We start from the raw sequence: 25,239 nt of genomic DNA on the forward strand, positions 1-25,239 counted from the left end.
TCTAGATAGAAAATATATTTTGTGCCAAAAATTAAATTATATTTAAAAACTGTTAAAAATGTGGTAGAATTTATCTAATTGTTGCTGATTTAAAAACTATAAGTAATAAGGTTAAACCAATGACAGTTTCTAAATGTATGATGATAGGTGTTCAAAACTTAAAGCAATTTTGTAAAAAGGATTGTCCTTTTAAAAATTGCTTTTTTGTGCTGGCTAGATAACTAAATGAGGTCAAAAATGAAAGAAAATGCGATTGAAGTTCATAATCTTTCTAAGGATTATTTTATTAGCAGCAGGGGTGAAAACTGGCGTGCAGTTGTTAAAAATATTTTTAAGCCTAAAAAGACGGCAGTGCAAGCAGTAAAAGCGCTCAATTTTACTATCAAGAACGGTGAAAAAGTTGGCTTTATTGGCAAAAATGGAGCAGGTAAGACCACGACCATTAAGATGCTGACTGGAACCTTGTTTCCATCAGCTGGAACTTGCAGGGTAAATGGCTATGATCCTACAAAAAGGATAAATGATTTCAAAAAGTCAATCTCAGTCGTTATGGGAAATAGATCGCAACTTTTTCCTGATTTAACCCCTAGAGATTATTTGAAATTATTGCAGTCAATGTACGATATACCGGAAGAAATTTTTCAAAAAACGGTTAATGACCTGGCTCAGATACTAAATGTAACTTCAAAATTAGATGTACAAACCCGCAAATTATCACTGGGAGAACGAATGAAAGTAGAATTTCTGGCCGGCGTAGCAACCAGACCAAAAATACTCTTTTTAGATGAACCAACTATTGGTTTAGACGTTTTGGCAAAAAGGGATATACGCAAGTTTTTGTTAAGGCTGAACAAGGAAGAAAAATTGACTGTCTTTCTTACCTCTCATGATATGGAAGATATTGCAACTATCTGTGATCACCTGATCATTGTAAATAGCGGTCAGATAATGTGGGATGGACCAAAAACAGATTTATTAGAGAGGTTTAATCAGAATAAATATATTACTTTTATTAAATCGGAGAACTTCAACGAAAGTAAACTGGGCACCAAGATTATTGATCAGGATGATTTGTCCGTGACAATTAAAGTTCCTGTAGAAAAGGTAGATGACCAGATCGCTCAGTTGGCACGGGATAATCAAGGCTCTGACTATCAAATAAATGACCTGAAGCTTGAAGATATTATCTTAGAGCTATTTGCTGAGGAGAAAGAAAAATGATAAAAACCTATTTTTCAGTAAGCAAGATCTCATTGAAGTCTATATTAGCCAATAAGAGCAGCGTCATAATTTTGCTTTTGCAGGCACTTGTACCAAGTTTAGTGATGTTTTATTTATGGTCTTTAATATTGAATCATGGTCAAACTATTGGTGGTTTTAGCAAAAATCAAATGGTAATTTATTATATTGGGGTTAATTTTATTAATTCTTTTGTATGGTATGCAGTTGACTGGGAATTGAATGATGATATCCATTCAGGAGAATTGTCTAATATCATCCATAGACCAATTACAATTGAAAAATATTATTTTGCTAAAATGCTGGGCGATAGACTGGCAAATTTAATTTTGCTTGCTCCGATTTTAATTATTGGATTTGTCTATATAGTTGCGCGTAATTTAATTCATGTTTCTTTACTCGTGCTTCTTGAATTTGCATTTAGTTTAATTATGGCAGCCATATTATGGTTTCTTTTTTCTTATATTATTGGTAGTGTAGCGTACTGGTTTGACAATCTTTTCTTTGTTTTACTGGTAAAAGAAGTTGTAGTCAATCTGCTGGCAGGTTTTTACTTTCCTTTAGAAATTTTGCCGCCTTTTTTGGTAAAAATAATTAAACTACTGCCATTTCAATATTTCAGCTCTTTTCCAATTGATACGCTTGTTAAAGCATTACCATTAAATATATGGCTTAAAAACACAATCATTGAAATTGTATGGATGATAGTTTTTTATTTAATAGTAAAAATAGTTAATAAAGAAGGGCTTCAGAGATACTCTGATGTAATGGGTTGATTATGAAAAGTAAACTTAAAGTAGTCAAATCGTTAATTAAAATTGCCTTATTGCAAACTATTAGTTTCAGGTTAGACACATTGTTTGGGATAATCTCTTCTATATTGTGGTTAGGCATTCCTATAGCTTTTTTTAAGGTAATTTATTTAAATGTTGATACTATCGGTGGTTGGACCTACAAAGAATGTCTGTTGTTGGTTGGCGTTTATACTATGCTTGACGGCTTCTTAATGGCTTTCTTGGTCAAATCAATGCCTAAAATGGAAAAAGACATTAGAGAAGGAACCTTAGATTCAATTTTATTAAAACCAATTAACGCTAAGGTATATTACTTTTTTAGTGCAATTGAATTTACACAATTGATTAATTCGATACTGGGAGTATTTGTAATTATTTATGCATGTCAGGGTATAAGTATTAATATAGATCAGGTGTTGTTCTTTTTTCTTTCTTGCGTTTTTGGCTGCATTTTATACTATTCTCTTTGGTATTTATGGACAATTTCGGCATTTTGGTTCCCCACAAATTTTGGCAGAAATGATTTATTTTTAAGTATGATACAAATGAGTCGCTACCCTGCAAGTATTTATCGGGGACTGGGTAATATTATTTTTAATTTCATCCTGCCTTTTGGATTAATTGCTTGTCCTGCTACAATTATTTTAATAAGGCCACGGCAATGGCAAATAATGTTATTGCAACTTTTGATAGCCTTAGTATTCTTATTTTTAGACCATTGGGTATGGAATTTAGGCTTGAAGAAATATAATGGAGCAGGTAGATAAAAAGAATTATGAATTTGAATTAAATACTTGCATAGCTATAGAGGCTTTTCTAAAATAATCCTGTTAGTTTTATTTAGAATATAGGAAATGGGATAGACTTTGAAAGACGAACTTCTTACAATTAGTTTAGATGATACAGTAGTAAAAGCAGCTAAAGCTAACCTGGAAAATTATGGACTTTCTGTGGCAAAATATCTGCAGTTAATGCTGTTTTTGGCCGCAGATAATAAGGCCGAACTTAAGCAAATAATGGTGGACAAAAATGATCTGACTCAATGGTTAAAGCGATTAGATGCAGATTAATAGGGGGGAAAACTTACTGAAAAATCAGTAAGTTTTTTTGAGCATTTATGTTTACATTTGTAGATATATAATTTATACTAAACTTAGTTTACAAATGTAGACATTAATAATAGGCTTCAAATGGGAGGAATTATCATGAATAAAATTATTATCTTAGGTTTAGGTCTTGCACTAATAGCTTTTATTGCATGGTGGTTCTTTGGTAGCCATCACGTAGAAGAGGAGAAAGCCACTATGAAGTCAAACAAACAGAGTGTTGATATTGAAGTTAAAGGTGGTTATTCACCAGAAAGAGTTGTTCTTAAAAGGGGTGTACCCGCTACTTTAAACTTTAAGAGAACAGACTCATCCAATTGTTTAGATCATGTTGTATTTTCAGATTTTGGCATAAATCAGAAATTACCTGAAGGCAAAGTAGAAAGGGTTAAAATTGATACTTCAAAACCAGGTGAGTATCAATGGGAATGCAGTATGAACATGTTTCATGGTAAGGTAATTGTCAAATAGCTAAGGAAAAACAATGAAAATTACAACACGTTTTTGGACGTCGCTAATATTATCACTGCCAATGCTTCTTGAAATGATTATTCATCCTTTTACAGGATGGATGTTGCCAGGTGGCGAATGGACCATGCTTATTTTTACAACAATAATTATGTTAATTTCAGCAGGTCCATTTATTACTAGTGCCTGGTCTGCTTTTAAAAAGCATCATTCAAATATGGATACCCTCGTTGCTTTAGGAACATCGATAACTTATATTTACAGTATTTATGCGATGTTTACTAAAAGACCTGTTTTCTTTGAAAGTGCTGCTTTTGTTATTACTTTCGTCTTATTAGGGCAAGTTTTAGAAGAAAAAATGCGGGCAACTGCTTCTGACGCTATGGGTAAATTGCTTAATTTAGGCGCAAAAAATGCCTTAGTAAAGCGAGATGATCAATTTGTCAGTATTCCTATCACTGAAGTTGTGAAGGACGACTACATACAAGTAATGCCTGGGCAAAAAGTACCAGTTGATGGCAAAATTGTTTCTGGCAATTCAAACATTGATGAATCTATGGTAACTGGCGAAAGTATGCCGGTTAAAAAAGTGGCAGGCGATCAGGTAATTGGTGCGACGATTAACCAAACTGGATCTTTTGTGATGCAAGCCCAAAAAGTTGGCAATGATACTATGCTGGCGCAAATTATTGAGATTGTTAAAAAGGCACAGAACAGTCATGCACCGATTCAAAAATTAACTGATAAGGTCGCTAATATTTTTGTTCCCACAGTTTTGATTATTGCAATTGTAACATTTTTAGTTTGGTATATTTTCCTTGGTAAAAGCATAGCAACTGCATTAGTTTTTGCCGTTGCGGTTATGGTGATTGCCTGTCCTTGTGCTTTAGGGCTGGCAACACCCACTGCATTAATGGTTGGAACTGGTCGTGGTGCCAAAATGGGAATCCTAATTAAAAATGGAGAAATTTTAGAGGCTGCAAACAGCATTGATACTATAGTTTTTGATAAAACGGGAACGATTACCAAAGGTCAACCACAAGTAACAGATATTGTGGGAGATAAAGAAAATGTCCTACAATATGCTGCCAGTTTAGAGAAATTATCTGAACATCCTCTCGCTCCAGCTATATTAGCTGCAGCTAAAAAGGAAAAGCTGCAGCTAAAAACGGTAGAAAATTTTACTGTAATTGAAGGATGGGGTGTCACTGGTAAAATTTCTGGTACAAATGTTGCAGTCGGCAGCCCCAAAAAGCAAAAAGAAATTAAAATTGCTCCAGAATTAGAAGAGCAAATAGTGGCATTGCAAAATGAGGCAAAAACAGTAGTGTCTGTTGTGCAAGATAATCAAGTGCTGGGTCTAATTGCAATTCAGGATGCTCCTAAAGTGAATGCCAAAAATGCGATAAACGACTTACATCGTTTAGGCTTGAAAACTGTCATGTTAACTGGAGATAATCAACAAGTAGCCCACGCTATTGCAGAACAGGTGGATATCGATCAGGTAATTGCTGAGGTTTTGCCAGTTGATAAAGCAGCTGTTATTAAAAAATTGCAGGAGAAGCACCATGTCGCATTTGTTGGTGATGGGATCAACGATGCGCCAGCTCTAACCCAGGCAGATGTAGGAATTGCCATGGGTTCAGGTACGGATGTTGCCATCGATGCAGGTGGTATCGTGCTTATCAAAAATGACTTGGAAGATGTTGTTCGTGCTTTGAAACTTAGTCGCAAGACTTTTAATAGGATAAAGCTAAATCTGTTTTGGGCTTTCATTTATAATGTACTGGGTATTCCAGTTGCCGCTGGTGTTTTTGCAGGTGTGGGTCTCACACTTAGTCCGGAAATAGCAGGATTAGCAATGGCCTTTAGTTCATTATCGGTTGTAATCAGTTCAGTTTTGTTAGGAAAAACAAAAATATAGATATAAAAATAGCAGTCGCAAATCTTGCGACTGCTATTTTACTGTGTAAGCTTTAATAATGGTGTTTACCTTTAGCCAGAACTGGCTTGATTTGGCTAATATAAGCTAAAATTCCTATAATGAACCAAATAAATGTAATTAATGCACTGTACATCAAATTGGCGCTACCAGTTTTGATGTAAGTAACAGGTTCTGCAAAAGGGAATAATAAAGCAATTTCTTTTAACCATTCAGGATAAGCTAAAATTACAACTAGCACTCCTGATACTAATTGGGCTAAACTGCTAAAAATATTCTCCAAAAAGTAAGGATCATTCATTTGCCATGAGATGGCCCAAGATACAAAACCTAAAACGCAGCCATAAATACATAAAAGCGGTAGCATGAGCAAAGCTCGTTCAATAATGACTATGGGAGCACCGGCTAAGTACAATAGAAATAGGTTAATTAATGCTAAAGTGCAACCTATAATAATGGCAACAATACATTTAGAAAGCCAATACTTGATACTGAAAGGTCTTTTGGCAATTAATTCAAAGTCAATTTTTAAGTCTGCATCATTAATCACTGCAGAACAAAATGTTTCAAGAGCCAGTACTGCAGCATCTATTGCAATTGAACTGATGGCAACATCCCAGTTAAATTGATTAGAATACTGCATATTGATTAATACTAACAGGGCCAGATTTATCATTGGTGTGATAAAGAAATAAGTTAGTTTTGTACGCCAATTATTGAGAAAAGAAAGGCTAGAGAATTGTGTAGCAAACATTAGATAATTTTCAGAGCTCCTTTCTTTCTGACAAGGTCGTTAATTTTTCTCACAATAATAACAATTAACAAAAGCCAAAGAAGTAAACTGCAAAAATAAGCAGTCCAGTTGAGACTTTTATTATGGGACAAAGAAGCAATTGGTCCAGTTATAGGAATAAACCACTGAGAAAACTTGGTTAAGGGATTCAAAATGGTCTCATTGCCAAACAATCCTGCTAATAACAATATAGGAGTACCAATTAAGCCCTCATAAACCATTGCATTAGGTGAAAGAGTAAGAAATGAAGAAATTAAAATTCCCATTACTGAACATCCGATCCACAGTAGAAAAATTAGCAAAATCTGGTACAGAGAAATTTTACCAGTAGCTACTCCTAAAATTTTGGCAAGAATATAAGCAATAGGAAATGAAAATAAACCATAGCTCGAAGCAGGTAAAAGTAAAGTAATTAAAGAAGCTCGCTCGTCATATTGACTGTTTAATAAATATGGCAGCGTTCCTTTGTAACGTTCAAAACCGATACAACCGGCAACGGTTGTACACGAAGTCCACATGCCAAAAATACCACTTTGCAGCCACAATTGTGGATTGTTCAAATCGTGAGAAGCATAGGCCATAATATATTGCATCAAAAAAATGGAAACAGTACTAGTGATTGTTAACCAGACAAAGTACTGATCGGAAAGATAATCTTTTACATGAAAGAGGAAAAGACGAATAAAACGCATATCTAATTCCTCCTTAGTTTAGGCGCTATTGCCAAATAAGCTTCTTCCAAATCTTTAGGTTTTTGGTTAATTTCTTTTTCAGCCAAACCCAAAACAGCAGAAACGGTGCCAGTAAAAAAAACTTTTCCTGCACCTAGAATAACTACATTTTTAGCTAGCTTTTCAACTTCTGACATCGTGTGACTTGTTAATAAAATACTAATGCCGGAATCTGCTAATTTTTTAATAGTCTTATGAACGCTCTGCGCTATTTCAACATCTAAACCACTAGTAGGTTCATCTAAAAGTAATAAACTTGGACTATTTAACAAGGAACGGGCGATATGCAGTCTTTGCGTCATTCCTTTAGAAAATTTCCCTACCTTTTTATTTGCGACATTATCCAGCCCAACAATAGACAGAACTCGCTGTATTTCTATTTTTTGCTTACGAAAGGGTACTTTAGCCAGATCCGCAAAAAATTGTAAATTTTGCTTTGCTGTAGCGTTACGGTAAAACCCTAGATCTCCACCAAAAGAAACACCTATGCTGGGTCTTTTACGAGCAGTAGTAATATCCTGTCCGTTTAAAATTACCTGACCAGAAGTAGGGAGCAAATAGCCACCTATAATTGAGACAGTGGTAGTTTTCCCCGCACCATTGGGTCCTAATAGAGCTAATATTTCTCCTTGATCAATTGTAAAAGAAACATCATCTAGAGCTTGAAACTTTTGGTTTTTATCTTTATATGTTTCTATTAAATGTTTAACTTGTAAAATATTATTCAATTTTATCTCCAAAATTAATTTGTTGGAACTTCATCAATTAAAAAGGAAGGATGATCAAGTTCTTTATACACGTTAATTTGAAGATCTTGTTGTAAGCATTAAATCTAATGAGTAAAGTATAACATATTTTTATTTAGTTTTTAATTTTTGCAGAAATAAATAGAACTGTTCTTATTAGAGCAGTTCTATTTATTTAATCAACTGATTTTAAAGCTTCAAGCATATCAAGGTCTTTTAATTTTTTGTTAACAATAAATCCTAGAACTATTGTAATGATACCGATAACTCCTAATGGCCACAGAAAACTTGAGACAGATAACGCCGGATTAAACATGACATTGTCAGGTGGCACCACGTAAAGAATATAGCGGTAAAGCAAATCTCCTGTTAGATAGCCGACTAAAATGCCAATACCTGTTAAAAGAATAGTTTCGCGATAAATATACATCGTGACTTCATTATCGTAGAAACCTAAAACTTTGATGGTTGAGAGTTCGCGAATTCTTTCAGCAATATTAATATTAGTAAGGTTATATTGAATTACAATTGCTAAAAGTCCAGCAACTACAATCAAAACAACCATAATCAAGTTCAGAGATTTTACCACTACGTCCAATTCTTGGCTAATTGCAGTGTTTTGCACCACTCCTGACACACCATTAAGAGCCATAAATTCTGCAGCAATTTTTCTCGTGTTTTTGCGAGTGGAATTTTTTAAGTTAACAAGGTATGCATTTGACGTGAAGCGTTTGTTAAAAATTTTCTGATATTGCGTTTTGTTCATGAAAATGAAATGACCCATGTACATTTCAGTGATGCCAGCTACCTTCATTTTCCTAGATTGATTATTTTTATCCGTTAGAGATATATAGTCACCTTTATTTACCTTGAGCAATGTTGACAAGCGTTCTGAAATAATAACCCCGTTGTTTGATAAGTGCAACGTCTGCTTAGTTTTACGATCATTTAAATGAACATAGTTCTTCAGCACTTTGCTAGAAGAAGGAGCGATTAAGGTAATATCTTGTGTATCACCAGTTTTACCAGCAGTTTTAGACATTGACTCATAGTAAATTGGTGTTTCTGACTTAATGCTGTCTTCTTTTAATTTGCTATTTAAAGCTTTGTGCTGATTGCTTGAAATACCAGGCTTCTGAGCGACGATCATGTTGTAGTGAATGAGATCATTAAATTGCCTGTTATTCATATTAGTAATCGAATTTTTTACAGCAAAGCCGGCAAAGAGCATAGTAGCGGCACCACAAACACCAAAAATAGTCATCAGCATGCGCTTTTTATAACGAAAAATATTACGGGCAGTAACTTTATGAGTAAAGCTGAGATGGTTCCAAATAAAAGGTATTCTTTCCAGTAAGATTTTAGAACCTGCTGCAGGAGGCTTAGGTAGTAGTAATGCGGCCGGTTTTTCCCTAAATTCATTTTTAGCAGTCAAATAAGCGGGCAAAACGGAACTGATCCAAGATAGTATTAGAGCAATCAGACTGATTTGCCAGTGAAAGTGTAATTCAATTGGCGGTATCGTGATGGATTTGTAATAGGCATGATAAACAATTTGCGGCATCAAAGTGTGTCCCAAATAAATGCCCAAAATAGTGCCGATTGTACCTGAAATAAAGCCATAAGCAATGAATTTATTAATTATGACCTGATCATTATAGCCTAAGGCTTTCATTGTACCGGAATTGATTCTTTCTTCATCAATAAAGCGGTTCATTGTAGTAAAGGTAACTAATGCCGCAACGAAGTAGAGAAAAATAGGGAATACTTTAGCTAAGTCTTCGACGACTTGTGCAACAGTTGTATAAACTAAATTACCTTCACCGCCTGGTAGCTCGCGCCGATTGTATACGCTATAGCTTGGTAGAGCCAATTTCCGCAATTGCTTTTTAGCTTTGCTGATTTCTTCTTTGCCTCTTTTAATTTTATTATTGGCACTAGCAGATTTACGGGCAAAAATCTTTTTTTCTTGCTGCAATTTTTGCTCACCTGCAGCAATTTCTTGTTGAGCTTGTTGTAGTTGTGATCTTGCCGCTTGTGGTGAATTAGCTCCTACATTTTTGGCCTGCGCTATTTGCGCATCTAATTTACTTTTTTGGCGGGCTAGTTGTTTTTCTGCGGAACTAATTTGCTCACTTGCAGTCTCTAATTTCTGCTCTGCTTGGTGAATTTTCTTTTCTTGCGGTGCAATTTTTTTGTTAGCAGCAGACAATATTCTTTTTTGTCTTTGACTGGCGCTGTTTTTCAGAGTATCCTGTAAAACTTTTTTATGGTGCTTAACTCTACTAGTGTAGACTTTGCCATAAGAGTCGAGGCCACGTAAGTCCTTGTATCTTAGGTTGGCCACTGTATAAACCGTATGATTAAAAGCATTAGGACTGACTACTGCATAACCTTTAAGCTCTCCAGTACCACTGTTGCTTTGCCCTAAGTTTACATTTGATAAAATCTGACTGGACCGAACGAAACCTGTAATTTTGAAGTTTTTACGTTTTAGCAGAGTACTTCCTAAAACATTTTTCTTTTCTGTAAAACTGATATTTTGACCAATTTTATATTTATCTGAATAGTAGTCTGCTAAAGCAATTTCATTTGTTTTTACCGGTAAATGACCTTTACGCAGTTCAAATTTGCCCACCGATTTTGGTTTTGAAAAAATACGAAAACTTTCCCGGCTATTTTTAATAACCGTATCTGTCATGTAGCCAAATTCAACGGATTGTAAACCTTTAGTTTGTTTGATTTTTTTTCTATCTTTTTGGTCTAAACCATAATTACAGATAACAGTCAGGTCAGCTGTATTTAGTTTTTGCGCATAGTGATTGCCGGTATCACGCATATCAGGCCCTGTTACCATTAAACCAACTAAGGCAAATGCACCAATCATCATTAATCCCATGATGGAAATAAATTGTCCCTTAGTATGTTTAATTGAGCGCCAAAAATCTTTCAGAATAACTTTATTCATGTTTAGCCTTTTCTACCATTTAACGCTAGCAACATCTGCTGGCTGTGTATTTTCTTCAATTTGCGTAACCTTGCCGTCATGGAAGTGAATCACACGGTTTGCTAGGGGGGCTAAAGCACTGTTATGAGTAACTATGACTACTGTAGTGCCATTGTCACGACTCATATTGATAATGGTTTGCAAAACACTTTTTCCAGTTTGATAATCAAGTGCACCAGTTGGTTCATCACAAAGCAAAATTTTAGGGTTTTTGGCAATTGCCCGAGCAATTGCCACTCTTTGTTGTTCACCCCCTGAAAGTTCTGCAGGAAAATTATTAATGCGGTTTTTAAGACCAACATCTATCAAGGTTTTAACGGGATCAAGTGCATCTGGAACTATTTCCGATGCCAATTCTACGTTTTCTCTTGCTGTTAAGTTTTGAATTAAATTATAAAATTGAAAAACAAAACCAATGTCAGTGCGGCGATAGCCAGTTAATTGTCTTTTATTGTATTTGGCAATATTTTTGCCATCAATAATAACATCCCCGGAACTATTAGTATCCATTCCGCCCAAAATATTTAAAATCGTGGATTTACCTGCTCCTGATGCACCTAAAATAATAGCCAATTCACCTTTTTCCACGGTAAAACTGACATCATTATTGGCTAATATTTCAGTATCTCCAGTTTGATAGCGTTTGTAGTTGTGTCTTACGTCAATATAACTCATGAAAATCTGTCCTTATTGATTTTAAAATAACTGATATAAACTTATTTTAATCTAGAAAACTTTCTAATACTTGTAAAACGCCCATGTCATTATTTGATGGTGCTTCATATTTTGCAATCTTTTTAAGTTTTTCATGACCGTTTTTCATCGCATAACTGTACCCAGCCAATTCAATCATTTCACGGTCATTCATGCCATCTCCAAATGCTATGAGTTCTTCTGGCTTAACATTAAAATACCTCAAAAAATATTTAATGCCTTGCCCTTTATTAACATTGTTGGGCATAACGTCAATATTATCGAAACCACTGGTAGTACAGTGAATATGTTCAGGGTTTGTTTGATTGAACTTTTTTTCTAGTTCGCCAGCGAGCTTGGAAGAACAGTTTAGAGTTAGCTTTGTTAAACTATCGCTTGTAGGGATATCAACTAATTTTGCAATCTCGACTACATTGGGGTAAAAGAAATGCATCATATTTTTGAATTGAGTCGGGGCTTTTTTGTTAATATAAGAATGATCTAACCCACTAGCAGCAATATGTACTTGTGGATAATTATTTTCAATAAAACTGATCAGTTTAATACCCGTTTTATAGGTAAAAACGTGACGAACAATTATTTTATTGTCTTGAGTGAGAATTGAACCATTATCAGCTACAATATCAATTCTGTCCAAGAAATCAAAGAAATCTTGGCGCAAACGTGATAATGGTCTGCCACTGGAAACAATAAAATGAACGTGGTGTTGCCTCAATTTAGTTAAAACTTTTTCAAAGCGTTGATGATCATATTGTTTGTCATCATTTTCAAAAGTACCGTCCATGTCTACTGCTACAGCTTTAAAGGGAATATGTGTCATTTTAATCTCCTTAATATAAGTTCTCAGGTATATTATATAGTAATTATTGTCAGGTTTAACTCCAGATATTCATTAATTTAAAAGCAAAATAAAAGCAAAAGCAGAAATGTTATTAGCAACATTCCTGCTTTTATCTATATTTATTTAGTTGTAATGGGTTTTCTTTTGCCAACTAGCCAGCAGATTAAAATTGCGAATACTGTTTCGATAAGAATCAAAAAGATATTTATACCAATTTTTACCTGACCAAAATTAATGACCGCATTATTAAATAAAGCATTTTTTTCGCCCAAGTAGAGATCAAATATGATTGAACCAATTATGAGGACAAACATTACGCTCCATTGTCTACGACTAAACGCAATGCCATATTCTTCTTCACGGCGTCTGATACTTGGCAAAATTACTCCCAGACCAATTAAGACAATAATAGCAATGATATTGATGATTAATTCATACCACCAATAACCACTGAATTTTTTAATATCTTGTGGTGCAATACCTAAAATAGTGGCTGCGGCAGTAACTATTAATAAGAACAGACCAGCTAAATATGCCAATTTGTCATTCTTGATAAAGACATAATCAGAAGTAAATTTGGCGGAGTTCTTTCTAATTTGCATGAAAGAGAAGAAGATCCAGCAAGTAACTCCCGGTGAAATAATACCATTCAGGTTTAACAGCCAATTGAAGATATCATTCATATCTGGTAAAAAGATTCCTAAAAGCATAATGAAAGCTGAAAGAGAAACGGTTAAAACGTAGCCGTTAATCGGCAGACCGTTTTTGTCTTTTTTCTGTAAGAATTTAGGCATGTACTTGTCGCCAGTATCTGAAATTAACATTCTGGTCATTGCGTCAAGTAATACGGCTAACAATGCGGCGTTATAAAAGACAGAAGTCCACGCCCAAACATAAAGTAAAGTTTTGCCCATACCATATTGGTGTCCTACCATGTCAAAAACGTAATAGGCGCCATTCATCTTTAAGTCGTTTGGAATGTGATAACTATTAAAATAAATTCCCAGTGCAAATGAACCAAAAACTGTCAGAAAAATAGTCATGATCGCTAAAGCAACCATTGCCTTAGGAAAATCAGATTTTGGTTTTTTCATTTTCGTAACGTAAGGCGCTACCAGCTCACAACCATTTAAAGCATAAATAAGCATTGCAATGGTAGTCCAGTAATGCATATCAAACTTGGGAATCAGTGTGCGCCAAGTGAATGGCTGCGTTGCCATATGTCCACCAGACTTTGCCAAACCGACGAAAGCTAAGAAAACAAACATTAACGTCATGATCAACATTAAGCCACCACCAATAGTTGACAATACTTCCATTGAATGTGAAAAGTAATGTTCGATGATGATAAAAATAATGAACATAGCAAATGTCATTAAAGCAAATTTAGTGTTAGAAATTTGACTCTGAAACTTTTCAGAACCGGTTAAAGCCCAGCCAATATCAACTATAATTTCGTTAGCTGAATCAACAGCATAGGGAATGGAAGCGGCCCAATAAGTCCAGGCTGTAAAGTAGCCCAAAAATTCACCGTTAGTTCCACGAACCCAAGATGAAAGACCTCCGCCTTCGCTGTTAAAAACTGAACCAAGTTGGCCTACCATTAATGAATAGGGAATGACATAGAATAAGCACATGATAATCCATGAGGTAACAACCGGCATTCCTTGGTTTTGAAAGTTGTACATGATATCGTCCAAGCCGATCACAGTACAAAAGGCCATGAGTGTTAATATCGGCCAAGAAATATTTTTTTTATTTGAATTTATTTCCTCCACTAAAATTCTCTCCTTTGAAAATTAACTAATGTTTTTATTTTACTAATTAAATAAAAAGTTGACTAGTAGCAAAGTAAACTATTTTAAAGAAAACGAATTCAAAAAATTTTTAAAAATTTGTTGGGAATGATTGCTAGTATTGAAATTTATAGCTTCATGCGGTAAGATAATATCGTTAATACGCTATCAAAAGAAAGAAGGATTCTTAAATGTCAGGACATTCAAAATGGCATAATATTCAAGGCCGCAAGAATGCGCAAGACGCAAAGAGGGGTAAAATTTTCCAAAAATTATCTCGTGAAATTTATATGGCTGCAAAGAATGGTGGTCCTGACCCTTCCGGAAATCCTAATTTGCGTATGGTAATGGATAAGGCCCATGCAAATAACATGCCTAAATCTAATATTGATCGTGCTATTAAAAAGGCTGAAGGAAATTCAGACGAGCATTATGATGAAATTACTTATGAAGGCTATGCTCCAGGTGGTGTAGCAATATTTGTTGAAGCATTAACCGATAACAAAAATCGGACTGCTTCCGCAGTCAGAGTTGCATTTACTCGTAACGGCGGGTCATTAGGAGCAACTGGTTCTGTTGCTTATATGTTTAATCGTCGCGGTTATATCGTGATAGATCGTTCTACCACTGATGCTGATGAAGACCAGATGTTGCTTGATGTAATGGATGCAGGTGGCGATGACTTGCAAACAAGCGATGATGCATACGAAATTTATACTGATCCTAAACAATTTGCACAAGTACGTGATGCGCTTGAAAAGGACGGATATAAGCTGGCTAATGCTGAGCTGACGATGATTCCTGCAAATACAACTCCTGTTCCAGATGATAAAAAAGAACAATTTGATCATTTGGTAGATGCTCTCGAAGATGATGAAGATGTTCAAAATGTGTATACAGCGGCAGCTGACGAAGATTAAGTAAAATCTTATTTGATTAGTTCTCCAGAATTGATTAGTCAATTCTGGAGAATTTTTTTACTTAATTTTTGGAAGTTTTAGTTTTTTCTGCGCGATCTTCTTCCATAATAAAGCGAAGCATTTTGACATATTTTTCAGGTACATGTTGACCTTCATATAATAACTGAGCATTTTTATCAGCTATATCTAAGCAGTCTTTTTTATTACTATTTTCTTCATGACCTAATAAATAATCAGTAGAAACGTGCAATTGTCGAGCTACTTTGGTCAAAGATTGTGTGGAAGGCTTAATAGTTTTCCATCTATAAATACTGTTTTCTCCAATTTTAGCCCTTCTAGCAAGTTCTTTAATGGATAAACCATGTTTTTTAGCGGTTTCGAAAATACGCGAATATACATTCATTCAAATTCTTCCTTAAAAAGTATCACAAATGATTGTATTTGTACTTGACCGCTATCATAAATGGTAATATAATAAAATCATCCACTGAGTGGACAGCACAAAATTCTCATTATTGTGTTAGATAATTAAGTAGCCGTGGTACGAAATCTGACTACTTTTTTAGTTTACCTGAATAGTATCACTTGTGGTAGTGTAAAAAGCAACTTTGTGATTTGCGCAAAAGAAGACAGTAGAGGGGTAATCTCTTAAAATTTAACATTTAGTTTTTTAGAAAAGTCATATATCAATGTTATTTAGGTAAAGAAGAAAACTTGTTTACCAAGGTTTTACTTCTTATGTTAATGATATATACAAAGAAGTAAAACAGCAATAAAAAGCAATTTTTATTGCAATATATTGGTTAGCAATCACAATTAATTGCATTTGTTACATTCTAAAAAAACCTAACATATAAAATCCTTGAAAATACAAAATGAATGTATAACTGTAATTAATTGGTTTAAGTAATAGAAATCTAATATTAATCTATTGCTTAGATTGCTAATCAATATTTTTTTAGAAAAATATTGTTGTTTTACTAAAAAAGTAATTGTTAGTTATTGAACCTATTTTGACTGTTAAAAATTAATATGGGAGGAGAAAAAGAGTGTATAAAAAATACAAAAATAAATTATTAGCAACCGCTATGTCAGTGCCAATTTGTTTACTTAGTTTAGCTTTGCAGACGAACAGGGTTAAAGCCGATGAGACTATCCCAGAAACTCAGAATACATTGTCAAGAAACGAGCAAAATTCACAAACCGCTTCTAACGTAAATGCTGCTTCTATTAACCAAGATGATAGAAAAGGCGCTGAATCGCAGACTAATAAACTAGTGAGAACCAGTTCAAATTCTGTCCGGCAACGTTGGTGATGGCTACATCAGTTCACCACTTGATATTGACGATTATGTTTATGATTCAGTTAATGGCAACCGGATAGGCTACTTTACTAATCTGCCGCAGATCGTAACTTATGTTTACCATAAAAAAGCTCCGACGACGAAACCGGAACAAAGTACTGACAACAATTCAACTAATAAGCCTTTGCCAAATGACAAAGCAAAAAAGCCTGATAACAATAAAAAGCCAAAGCAAACAAACGATGCACAAACATCAGGTAAAAACAAGTCTGCTTTGACACAAGAAAATAAAAATAAAGCACAAACAGCAAGTAATGAAGCTAGCCAACAAAAAACAGAAGCAGCTGATAAAGCCAAATTACCGCAAACTGGTACCGAAAAGAAAAGTCAGTTAGCTTTGCTAATCAGCGGCATTATTGCTCTTTTCGGTTCTCTATTAGGTGTCTTAGATTTCCGTAAAAAGAAAGGAGAGTGAGGCTATTTGGAATGAGCCTTAAATACTAATCCGGCAAACTGCGATTAAATGATTTTTATTATTCTTAGTGTTTATTCATATTAATAAAAAATTTTTCTATCTAAATAAGTATGTTTTTAAAGTCGCAGCAAGAATAAGTATTTAATGGATAAAAGCAACACGCAAGTGTTGCTTTTTGGTTTGAAAAAAACACTCAGAACCAAATCCAAACGTTTTTCTCTAAGGCATTATATAATAATTGCAAAAGAGGTGGGGTAAATATGGCTATAATTGGACTTGACCATTTAGTGCTAACAGTTAAGAATATTAAAACAACTACTGATTTTTATCATAAATATTTTGGTATAGAAACAATTAATTTTCAAAATGGCAGAACAGCCCTAAAAATTGGAAAGCAAAAGATCAATTTACATGAAATCGGACACGAAATTGATCCTAAAGCTGCTTTCCCAACGCCTGGAGCAGGTGATATTTGTTTGATAAGTGATACTCCAATTGATGATTTAATAGTGCACTTTAAAAATGAACATTTAAAAATAATTTTAGGACCAGTGTTACGAACTGGTGCAAATGGAAAAATTCGCTCAATATATGTGCGTGATCCAGATAAAAATTTAATTGAAATTTCGAATTATATCTAAAGTTATACAAAATTAAATAGCAAAACAAAAATCATACAATTATTGTATGATTTTTGTTTTTTATAGGGATATATAACATAAAAAGTATGATTTAACATACCTTTTTAGTATTAGACAATTATTAAATGTGACTTTAAACTTTTATTGTAAAAGGTGGTGAATGGCAATAATGTTAGGCAAACCACAAAATTTCGTATATGAGAAATACTAACTTATATTTTTAACCTCAATAATTTGGTAAACGATTCAGTCGTTAAGTTCATAAATAAACTTTGGGAGAATATCAATGAAAAAATTTTCAAAGCAGAAAACTACAATTATTATGGTCTTACTTTTAATACTAGTAATTCTAAGTTTAGGCCTGTACTGGTTTATAAATAAAAATCAGGCTCAGGAAAAAGCGGATGACAAAAGAAATGAACAGGTTTCAACTAAAAAAGTAAAAAGTGTGAACAGAAGTCACATTTTAATCGTTTATTTTTCAAGATCTGGTCAAAATTATCCTGGAGTTAATTTAACGCGGGGAAATACTGCACGTATTGCTGATGAAATTAAAAAAGTTACTGGTGCCCAAATTTTTGAGATTAAACCCAGAGTGGCTTATCCAAAATCTTATGATCAAACAGTAAGTCAAGCTGAAAGGGAGCAAAAAAATAATGCTGGACCAAAAATAAAGGGTAAGCTACCTAAAGTTTCTAAATATGACACCATCTTTTTGGGTTATCCAATTTGGTGGGATGATATTCCAATGATTGTCAGAACCTTTATGGATCAGGTCGACCTTAATAATAAAACAATAATACCCTTTTCTACAAATGCGAGTTCGGGTTGGGGCAAGTCACTAAATACTATTCATAGTGTTTTTCCTAAAGCAAAATTGAAAAAAGGTTTTGAGATTAAAGGAGAAAATGCTGCCTCTGCCAAAGCCAAAGTAGATTCATGGCTTCATGATTTAGGATACTAAACATAAAAGAAAGGAAACTATATTGAAAACTTTAGTTTTGATTTTTCATCCGCATATAAATAATTCACGAGTAAATAAAGCTTTGAAACAAGAAGTTCTAAAAAATACTTCAAAGGAGGTGATAGTAAGGGATGAATACGAAAAATATCCAGATGAGAAAATAGATGTTGAATTAGAGCAAAGTCTGTTAGAAAAAGCCGGTAGAATAGTTTTACAATTTCCAATGTATTGGTATAGTTGCCCCAGCTTATTAAAAAAATGGGAAGACCAAGTTCTTCTACATGGCTGGGCTTATGGAAGTACAGGAAATGCTCTTAAAGGCAAAGAAATGGTGATTGCTGTTTCTACTGGTGCTCCAGCTAAAAATTATCATATTTATGGTGATTTTCATTATACCATTGATGAAATGCTTATTCCTTTTAAAGCTACAAGTAACTTAATAGGAACAAAATTTCTGAAACCTTTTATCCTCCAAGGAGTAATGCAAAATCTAACAGATGAACAGTTAAAAAAAGAATCTGAGAGATATGTTGACTATATTTTAAGCAACAAATAACTTTCTTTCTCATAGTTATTTTTAGCTAAGCTCACACAATTGTGCGAGCTTTTTTTGTTATGTGAGAAAAATTCTTTTTTTTGCGTAATTAATAATGGTAGCAAGATGAGGAGGTTTTTATGAAAATCAAAGAAGCTGTTAATTCTTTAATTGAAGATGCAATAAATAAGCATTCAAGTGACATTTTCTTTTTAATGCGGGGAGTTAATCTAGTTGTTAGATTTCGCACAATTATTGGTATAGAAAAGCAGGCTGAATATTCAATAAAAGAAGGCAAAGAAATGATCAATTTTTTAAAATTTGCTGCTCAAATGGATATAGCCGAACATCGCAGACCACAAGTAGGAGCATTCGAATATGATTTTAAGGGACAAATATATTACCTGCGGTTATCAAGTATTGGAGATTTCAATGATCATGAATCGTTGGTAATTAGAATTATTTATCAGATAAGTACGGGTAAATATTTTTTTGATGAACAAATTGAGAATCTGAAAACTTTGGCTCAAAGAAGAGGCTTAATAGTTACTAGTGGCCCTACAGGATCGGGCAAAACTACAACTATGTATAACTTGGCAAAAATGATAGGTCAAAATCAGATGGTTATGACAATTGAAGATCCTGTAGAAATACATGAAATAAGTTTTTTACAAACGCAGGTTAACATGACTGCGGAAATCACATATTCCAAGTTGCTTGAAGCAGCTTTACGTCATAGACCAGATATTCTAATAATCGGTGAAATTAGAAATGCAATAACTGCGAGGCTGGCAATAGATGCTGCTCTAAGTGGCCATCTTGTTTTTGCAACTGTTCATGCCAAAAGTACTTTGCAGACTATTTCGAGATTGGAAAGTCTAAATATTAATACGGCTGATCTTTATAACTGTTTGACCGCTGTTAGTTATCAACGCTTACTGCCAACTAATACGGGTTTTGCCTGCTTAATGGATATTGACAGTGGGCATCAATTACAGGCAGACATAAGCAAGCATAAACGATGTGATTATGTTAATTGGCACCAAAATTTGGTCAGACTAAAGGAAAGGAAAAGAATTAGTGAACAGGTCTTTGAACAATTTCAGGCAGGATAAGCTAACAAATAAAGAACGGATTGAATTTCTAGAATATTTACAAAATAGTTTATCAAATGGCTTTTCGTTAAATACCAGCTTAGAAATGATGCCAATAATATGGCCTAAAAGAAAGAACTTGTTTAATAGATTAAGTAAAAGCGTTCAGTCAGGAAAAAAACTAAGTTTCGAAATGCTTAATTTGGGCTTTTCCAAGACTATTGCTACTCAGATTGAGCTGTCAATGGTACAGGGAAACCTAATTGAATGTCTTACCCAAATTGCGACTCTAACTCGTTTGAAACATGAACAAATAAAAAAGTTAAAATCTGAAATGACATACCCTTTTATATTAGTGTTAATGATGATTTTTCTTTTATTGTTTATGCAGACTTTTGTATCTAATCAGTTTGCTGAATCTGGTGAACATACTGGAGACTGCCTGTTATTACTTTTATTAATTTTGAGTTTAGGCTTAGTTTATTTTATGAGCAGAATTCTTCTGTTACTAAGAAAACAAGATTATCACTCTTTGAGTAGACTTAGTCACTTTCCAGTTGTTGGGCCATTGATCAAAATTTATGTGAAATATATTTTGATCTATGATACAGGACTACTACTTGCTAGTGGCTTTTCCTTGCAAAAGATTTGTGACTATTCAGCAATGCAAGTTAAGGGATCTTTACAGCAATATGTGGGCACAAAAGTTGGTAAACAGCTTGCTAAAGGAATGAGTCCGGAGGAGATCATTAAAAATGAACAATTTTTACCCAATGAAATTCTGTTGCTGTTAAAAGCTGGATCAAAAAGGGAAGACTTGAGTAAGAGATTTTTATTATTAGGACGATCTCTTTTTAATGACTTAGCACAAAAAATTGAAAAATTAATAGTAAATGTTCAACCTGTTTGTTTTATTTTAATCGGTTTATGCATTATTGGATTATATTTGAAGCTTTTATTGCCAATGTATGCAATGATGCAGGAAATATAGGAGAAAAAAGTGAAAAACATTTTGACAAAAATTAAATCTCAGAAGCACAAAGTAAAAGGTTTTACTTTAATTGAGATGGTAGTAGTGGTTGCAATCATAGTAATGCTGCTTATAATCATTGCACCAAATTTAACAAAACAAAAAAATACTGCTAATGAAAGGACTAATGATGCTTTTAAAACAACCTTGCAAACTCAAGCTACACTTTATGAGGATGATAAAGACCGTAATGGTAAAGAAATTAACTTTCAAAATATGTTTGATGATGGCTACTTAACGAAGAAGCAATTTTCAAAGTCTAAAAACTATACTGTAAATGATGGTGTAGTTGAAAAAAATGCTAAATAAGTTCAAGTTGCAAGGATTTACTCTGGCTGAAATGGTTGTTACCCTCACTATTATGCTTGGATTAGTGGGTCTAGGCACTATAAAAATAAATGAATATAGGGAAAAGCTGATATTGGAAAACACGGTCAAAGAGATTAAAAGCTCTATTGAACATGCAGCAAGAAGATCAGCTATACAAAACCGTACAAGTATAGTCAGATATTATCCTACGTCAAAAAAATTGATAATTATTGGTGGAAAAAAGCCGCAGATAATAAAAATAAAACCACAAATAAGTATAAGTAACTTAAGATTATTAAAAATTTCAATTAGTGGTTCGTTACCACCTCACACAATTACTGTTACTAACCATCACTATACACGAAGAGTGAAGTTGCAAATGACTTGGGGACGAGCAATTGATGATAAATAGGAAAAAGAGCGGGTTCTTAATGGCAGAAAGCATGATTGGTTTGATGATCGCAACAGTCGGTGTCATAATGTTAGCTTTAACAGTCAGAGAAAGTAGAATAATTGAGCGTAAAGTAGAACAAAAAACTGATCGCACATATGCTTGGAGTGTTTTGAAAAAGCATGGATTAAAAAGAATATTAATCCACGATCATATTTATGAGCTTAATGGTAATAATAGCATTTATGATATGGCAGAAAAAAAGACATACAAAATTAAAAACTAAAGGCTTTATTTTGGCAGAAGCAGTGTTTGCGGTCTTTATAACATTGATCGTAGTACTGATTCTACAGAATTTATTAAAAAGTCTTACTCTAGCAAATAAAGTTCAACATCGCACTGACGACATTGTATTTTCTTACGTGCAGCTAAACCGATTTATTAAAGAGAAACAGAATGTAAAAGCATTTACCTTACCAGAGAGATCTAATTCTGAAAAGGCTGTTTTTAAGAAAATTGATGCGCAAGGAAAAGATACAATATATCGTTTGACTCAATATAAAAATATGTTGCGCGTGACCACTCCCGAAGGCGGACATATGCCACTATTGTTAGATGTAAAAAGGTCTAGCTTTACAACCAATGATAGAATGTTGAAAATAGAAGTTACAGAAACAGACGGCAGAAAATCAGAATTATATTTTAAATTTAACTCAAGACCGACAAAAAATGAGAAAGAGAAGGTATTAAATGATCGAAAACAAAAGACTAAGATTAAAAGCTAATGCTTTTCTTAGCAGTATTTTGGTATTAATCACCTGCTTAGTTTTTATTCAATTTTATCTAGATGTTTATCAAGAAAGCATGGAAAATGATTTTTTATTAATTGAGTACTTAATTAATGATTGATTCTCTTGCTCTAATTACCTTTCTTCTATTAAAATATTTAAGAGATAAGGGGAATAAGCAATGGATAATATTGAAAAACTGTTTAATAATTTCTTGGACTGTGTTAAATGCTTGCAAGAGGCACTAAATGTCTCATTTGGTGAAGCTCTGACAGAAACTTTTGATAATCTCGAAAATAGTCAAATTAAGGTTGAACTGGGAGCTCCCGACAAAAAAACGGTTCAAGAATTGAGTCAAAAATATGAAAAATTAGATTATAGCGGACTTTCTAATAAGCTAAAGCTGCAAATTTTTACTTATTTAACTTTAAAAGCAATTAATGAAGACGGGTTGGATGTTAATCAGATGCCGACACCTCCTGCGATTTCAACAGTAATTGCAATGTTTATGCTAAAACTTTTACCAAAGGAAAGGTTGATAATTGCCGATCCTGCTATTGGAACTGGAAATTTATTGTTTTCTGTAGTCAATCAGTTGAAAAGTGCTAATCACTCAAAGTCTGATTTTGAACTCTATGGTATTGATAATGATGAAGAAATGTTGAGCTTTGCTGATATTGAAGCTCATTTGAGTGATATTGATATTGAAATGTTTTGTCAGGATGCTCTAACTCCCTGGATGTTTAAAAGCCCTGATGTTGTTGTAAGTGACTTACCAGTTGGTTATTATCCAATTGATAAAAACGCTAAAAATTTTGCTACCAAATCTGAGAATGGACATTCGCTTGCTCATCTTTTATTTATTGAACAGATCATTAAAAATCTTAAAGCCGGTGGCTATGCTTTCCTGATTGTGCCACAAAATATTTTGTCTGGCAAAGGTGGTGGTGACTTTATGCCATGGCTAACTGATAAGGTTTTTCTGCGTGCAATAATTGAGTTACCCGACAGTGCTTTTCAGAATAAATTTAATCAAAAATCAATTTTGGCCTTTCAAAATCATGGAAAAAATATCAGAAATAGTGAAGTTTTTCTCACAAAGTTAGATTCATTTAAAAGTGAACAAGACCTAATAAAGCTTAATGTTAAACTAAATGAGTGGTATACTAAAAACATTGATTGATTTGTGAAAATTTCAAAGTCAAGTTTATGGAGGAATTACATTTATGAAAAAAGTTTTAGCAATCAACTCAGGCAGTTCTTCATTTAAATATAAGTTGTTTGCTTTACCTGAAGAAAAGGTTTTAGCAAATGGAATTGCTGACAGAGTTGGTATTGACGGTTCTTCTTTTGAAATTGAACTGGAGAATGGTGAAAAACATTCAGAGAATGTTGCCATTCCAGATCAGGAAACTGCAGTTAATTTACTACTTGAAGCATTAAAGAAATACCATGTGATTAACGATTTGAGTGAAATTGTAGGTGTTGGCCATAGAATAGTTGCAGGTGGAGAAGACTTTACTGATTCTGCTCTAATTGACAAGGAAAAACTTCAAAAGATTTATGATTTGAAAGAATATGCCCCACTTCATAATCCGGCAGAAGGGAAGGGCATTGAAGCCTTTATGAAATTACTGCCTGGTGTTCCTGAAGTAGGCGTTTTCGATACCTCATTCCATCAAACTTTAGATCCTGTGCATTATATGTATTCGATTCCCTATCATTATTATGAAAAATATGGTGTTCGTAAGTATGGTGCTCATGGTACTTCTGTTCGTTATATTGTAGGACGCGCTGCTCAGATGTTGGGTAAAGATGTTAAAGATTTAAGGTTAATTGTCTGTCACCTTGGTTCAGGTGCATCCATCACTGCAGTTAAAGGTGGTAAGTCCTTTGATACATCAATGGGCTTTACTCCATTGGCTGGTATAACTATGGGTACACGCTCAGGTGATGTTGACCCATCTGTTTTGCAATATATCATGAATAAAGACCATATTGATATCAATGAAATGATTGAGATTTTGAATGATAAGTCTGGTCTGCTGGGAATTTCTGAAATTTCTTCTGATATGCGTGATCTAGAGAATAATTCTGATAAAAAAGCTGATCTCGCTAGAGCTATTTTTGTAAATCGTGTTATCCAATATATTGGCTCCTATATGGTGGAAATGAAGGGCGCAGATGCAATTATTTTCACAGCAGGCGTAGGTGAGCATGATTCCGACATTCGTGAAAATGTAATGAAATCTTTTGAATTTATAGGCTTAAAGCCTGACATGGAAGCAAATAAATCTAATGGCGAGAAGTTTATTACTAAACCAGATTCAAAGATTAAAGCTCTAATTATTCCAACTGATGAGGAATTAATGATTGAGCGTGATGTCGTTCGATTAGCACATTTGAATTAATAAAAACAAAAAAATTATGAACCGTTAAGAAACTTTCTTAACGGTTTTCTTTTACTTTGAAAATGAGCTAATATGAGGTTGATTTGCTGATGTTAGAAGTGACTTAGTTATAGAATTTACATATTTTGAATTAACAGTTAACATAAATAAATGTTTAAAACCCTTTAGATATACAATTTTTTATTTTGAAAATTTCTGTA

28 protein-coding genes are annotated in these 25,239 nt (G+C 33.8%); 20 read left to right on the forward strand and 8 right to left on the reverse strand.

What is annotated here, in order from left to right:
• Positions 1–237 precede the first annotated feature (237 nt).
• The 6 genes from F5ESL0261_RS03670 to F5ESL0261_RS03695 all read left to right on the forward strand — a co-directional run bounded on the left by F5ESL0261_RS03670 (position 238) and on the right by F5ESL0261_RS03695 (position 5,531).
• Complete coding sequence (locus tag F5ESL0261_RS03670; protein ID WP_122052204.1) at positions 238–1,221, forward strand: ATP-binding cassette domain-containing protein; 984 nt, start codon at positions 238–240, stop codon at positions 1,219–1,221.
• Positions 1,218–2,015, forward strand: a complete 798-nt coding sequence (locus tag F5ESL0261_RS03675) for an ABC-2 family transporter protein (protein WP_122052205.1) — start codon at positions 1,218–1,220, stop codon at positions 2,013–2,015. Before F5ESL0261_RS03670 ends, F5ESL0261_RS03675 begins: the two co-directional genes overlap by 4 nt.
• 2 nt (positions 2,016–2,017) lie before the next feature.
• Positions 2,018–2,800, forward strand: a complete 783-nt coding sequence (locus tag F5ESL0261_RS03680; RefSeq protein ID WP_122052206.1) for an ABC transporter permease — start codon at positions 2,018–2,020, stop codon at positions 2,798–2,800.
• A gap of 99 nt (positions 2,801–2,899) precedes the next feature.
• Positions 2,900–3,103, forward strand: a complete 204-nt coding sequence (locus F5ESL0261_RS03685) for a hypothetical protein (protein ID WP_109586121.1) — start codon at positions 2,900–2,902, stop codon at positions 3,101–3,103.
• A gap of 135 nt (positions 3,104–3,238) precedes the next feature.
• Positions 3,239–3,610, forward strand: a complete 372-nt coding sequence (locus F5ESL0261_RS03690) for a cupredoxin domain-containing protein (protein WP_084600327.1) — start codon at positions 3,239–3,241, stop codon at positions 3,608–3,610.
• A 13-nt stretch (positions 3,611–3,623) separates the two neighbouring features.
• Positions 3,624–5,531: a copper-translocating P-type ATPase gene (locus tag F5ESL0261_RS03695; protein ID WP_122052207.1), complete on the forward strand. Its 1,908-nt coding sequence runs from the start codon at positions 3,624–3,626 to the stop codon at positions 5,529–5,531.
• Positions 5,532–5,583: 52 nt separating this feature from the next.
• On the opposite strand, the gene F5ESL0261_RS03700 is transcribed toward F5ESL0261_RS03695, so the two are convergent.
• The 7 genes from F5ESL0261_RS03700 to F5ESL0261_RS03730 form a co-directional block, all read right to left on the reverse strand.
• Positions 5,584–6,303, reverse strand: a complete 720-nt coding sequence (locus F5ESL0261_RS03700; RefSeq protein ID WP_122052208.1) for an antibiotic transporter permease — start codon at positions 6,301–6,303, stop codon at positions 5,584–5,586.
• Positions 6,303–7,034 (reverse strand): hypothetical protein, encoded by a 732-nt coding sequence (locus F5ESL0261_RS03705; RefSeq protein ID WP_034977608.1) that lies wholly within the window; start codon positions 7,032–7,034, stop codon positions 6,303–6,305. Before F5ESL0261_RS03705 ends, F5ESL0261_RS03700 begins: the two co-directional genes overlap by 1 nt.
• Positions 7,035–7,036: 2 nt before the next feature.
• Positions 7,037–7,801, reverse strand: coding sequence for an ABC transporter ATP-binding protein (locus tag F5ESL0261_RS03710; RefSeq protein ID WP_122052209.1), 765 nt, complete (start codon positions 7,799–7,801; stop codon positions 7,037–7,039).
• Positions 7,802–7,994: 193 nt separating this feature from the next.
• Positions 7,995–10,787, reverse strand: a complete 2,793-nt coding sequence (locus tag F5ESL0261_RS03715) for an FtsX-like permease family protein (protein WP_122052210.1) — start codon at positions 10,785–10,787, stop codon at positions 7,995–7,997.
• Positions 10,788–10,799: 12 nt separating this feature from the next.
• Entirely contained in the window at positions 10,800–11,501 is a 702-nt protein-coding gene (locus tag F5ESL0261_RS03720) for an ABC transporter ATP-binding protein (RefSeq protein ID WP_122052211.1), read from the reverse strand.
• Positions 11,502–11,547: 46 nt separating this feature from the next.
• Entirely contained in the window at positions 11,548–12,360 is an 813-nt protein-coding gene (locus F5ESL0261_RS03725; RefSeq protein ID WP_045927857.1) for a Cof-type HAD-IIB family hydrolase, read from the reverse strand.
• A gap of 140 nt (positions 12,361–12,500) precedes the next feature.
• The gene (locus F5ESL0261_RS03730; RefSeq protein ID WP_370448899.1) at positions 12,501–14,105 is read right to left on the reverse strand and encodes an APC family permease; all 1,605 of its coding nucleotides are present in this window, start codon (positions 14,103–14,105) and stop codon (positions 12,501–12,503) included.
• A 263-nt stretch (positions 14,106–14,368) separates the two neighbouring features.
• On the opposite strand from F5ESL0261_RS03730, the gene F5ESL0261_RS03735 reads away from it, so the two are divergent.
• Entirely contained in the window at positions 14,369–15,097 is a 729-nt protein-coding gene (locus F5ESL0261_RS03735; protein WP_038522068.1) for a YebC/PmpR family DNA-binding transcriptional regulator, read from the forward strand.
• Positions 15,098–15,158: 61 nt separating this feature from the next.
• Here the strand turns inward: F5ESL0261_RS03735 and F5ESL0261_RS03740 are convergent, their stop codons facing one another.
• A complete protein-coding gene (locus F5ESL0261_RS03740; RefSeq protein WP_122052213.1) occupies positions 15,159–15,500 on the reverse strand; it encodes a helix-turn-helix domain-containing protein in 342 nt (113 codons plus the stop codon).
• A 646-nt stretch (positions 15,501–16,146) separates the two neighbouring features.
• Between F5ESL0261_RS03740 and F5ESL0261_RS03745 the strand changes: the two genes are divergently transcribed.
• From F5ESL0261_RS03745 to F5ESL0261_RS03810, 13 genes are all read left to right on the forward strand, one after another.
• A complete protein-coding gene (locus F5ESL0261_RS03745) occupies positions 16,147–16,413 on the forward strand; it encodes a hypothetical protein (RefSeq protein WP_109586130.1) in 267 nt (88 codons plus the stop codon).
• Positions 16,414–16,585: 172 nt separating this feature from the next.
• Positions 16,586–16,876, forward strand: a complete 291-nt coding sequence (locus tag F5ESL0261_RS03755) for an LPXTG cell wall anchor domain-containing protein (RefSeq protein WP_109586131.1) — start codon at positions 16,586–16,588, stop codon at positions 16,874–16,876.
• Between the two features lie 260 nt (positions 16,877–17,136).
• Entirely contained in the window at positions 17,137–17,517 is a 381-nt protein-coding gene (locus F5ESL0261_RS03760) for a VOC family protein (protein WP_109586132.1), read from the forward strand.
• 286 nt (positions 17,518–17,803) lie between these two features.
• Positions 17,804–18,481 carry a flavodoxin gene (locus tag F5ESL0261_RS03765; protein WP_109586133.1) on the forward strand — a complete coding sequence of 226 codons (678 nt, stop codon included), beginning with the start codon at positions 17,804–17,806 and terminating at the stop codon, positions 18,479–18,481.
• A 22-nt stretch (positions 18,482–18,503) separates the two neighbouring features.
• On the forward strand, positions 18,504–19,037 hold the full coding sequence (locus F5ESL0261_RS03770; protein WP_109586134.1) for an NAD(P)H-dependent oxidoreductase: 534 nt from the start codon (positions 18,504–18,506) through the stop codon (positions 19,035–19,037).
• Between the two features lie 119 nt (positions 19,038–19,156).
• A complete protein-coding gene (comGA, locus tag F5ESL0261_RS03775; protein WP_045927861.1) occupies positions 19,157–20,131 on the forward strand; it encodes a competence type IV pilus ATPase ComGA in 975 nt (324 codons plus the stop codon).
• On the forward strand, positions 20,097–21,101 hold the full coding sequence (locus F5ESL0261_RS03780) for a type II secretion system F family protein (protein ID WP_109586135.1): 1,005 nt from the start codon (positions 20,097–20,099) through the stop codon (positions 21,099–21,101). Before comGA ends, F5ESL0261_RS03780 begins: the two co-directional genes overlap by 35 nt.
• A gap of 9 nt (positions 21,102–21,110) precedes the next feature.
• Positions 21,111–21,449, forward strand: a complete 339-nt coding sequence (gene comGC / locus F5ESL0261_RS03785; protein WP_233560891.1) for a competence type IV pilus major pilin ComGC — start codon at positions 21,111–21,113, stop codon at positions 21,447–21,449.
• Positions 21,430–21,861 (forward strand): Tfp pilus assembly protein FimT/FimU, encoded by a 432-nt coding sequence (locus F5ESL0261_RS03790; protein ID WP_122052214.1) that lies wholly within the window; start codon positions 21,430–21,432, stop codon positions 21,859–21,861. The genes comGC and F5ESL0261_RS03790 overlap by 20 nt, the downstream gene beginning before the upstream one ends.
• A gap of 19 nt (positions 21,862–21,880) precedes the next feature.
• Positions 21,881–22,126 carry a hypothetical protein gene (locus F5ESL0261_RS03795; RefSeq protein WP_045927864.1) on the forward strand — a complete coding sequence of 82 codons (246 nt, stop codon included), beginning with the start codon at positions 21,881–21,883 and terminating at the stop codon, positions 22,124–22,126.
• Positions 22,127–22,136: 10 nt separating this feature from the next.
• The gene (locus F5ESL0261_RS03800; protein ID WP_158595194.1) at positions 22,137–22,625 is read left to right on the forward strand and encodes a ComGF family competence protein; all 489 of its coding nucleotides are present in this window, start codon (positions 22,137–22,139) and stop codon (positions 22,623–22,625) included.
• Between the two features lie 184 nt (positions 22,626–22,809).
• Entirely contained in the window at positions 22,810–23,811 is a 1,002-nt protein-coding gene (locus F5ESL0261_RS03805; protein ID WP_034977650.1) for a class I SAM-dependent methyltransferase, read from the forward strand.
• Positions 23,812–23,854: 43 nt separating this feature from the next.
• Positions 23,855–25,039 carry an acetate/propionate family kinase gene (locus tag F5ESL0261_RS03810; protein ID WP_122052216.1) on the forward strand — a complete coding sequence of 395 codons (1,185 nt, stop codon included), beginning with the start codon at positions 23,855–23,857 and terminating at the stop codon, positions 25,037–25,039.
• Positions 25,040–25,239: the final 200 nt, after the last annotated feature.

The organism is Lactobacillus sp. ESL0261 (assembly GCF_003693025.1).
GTDB lineage: Bacteria > Bacillota > Bacilli > Lactobacillales > Lactobacillaceae > Lactobacillus > Lactobacillus kullabergensis.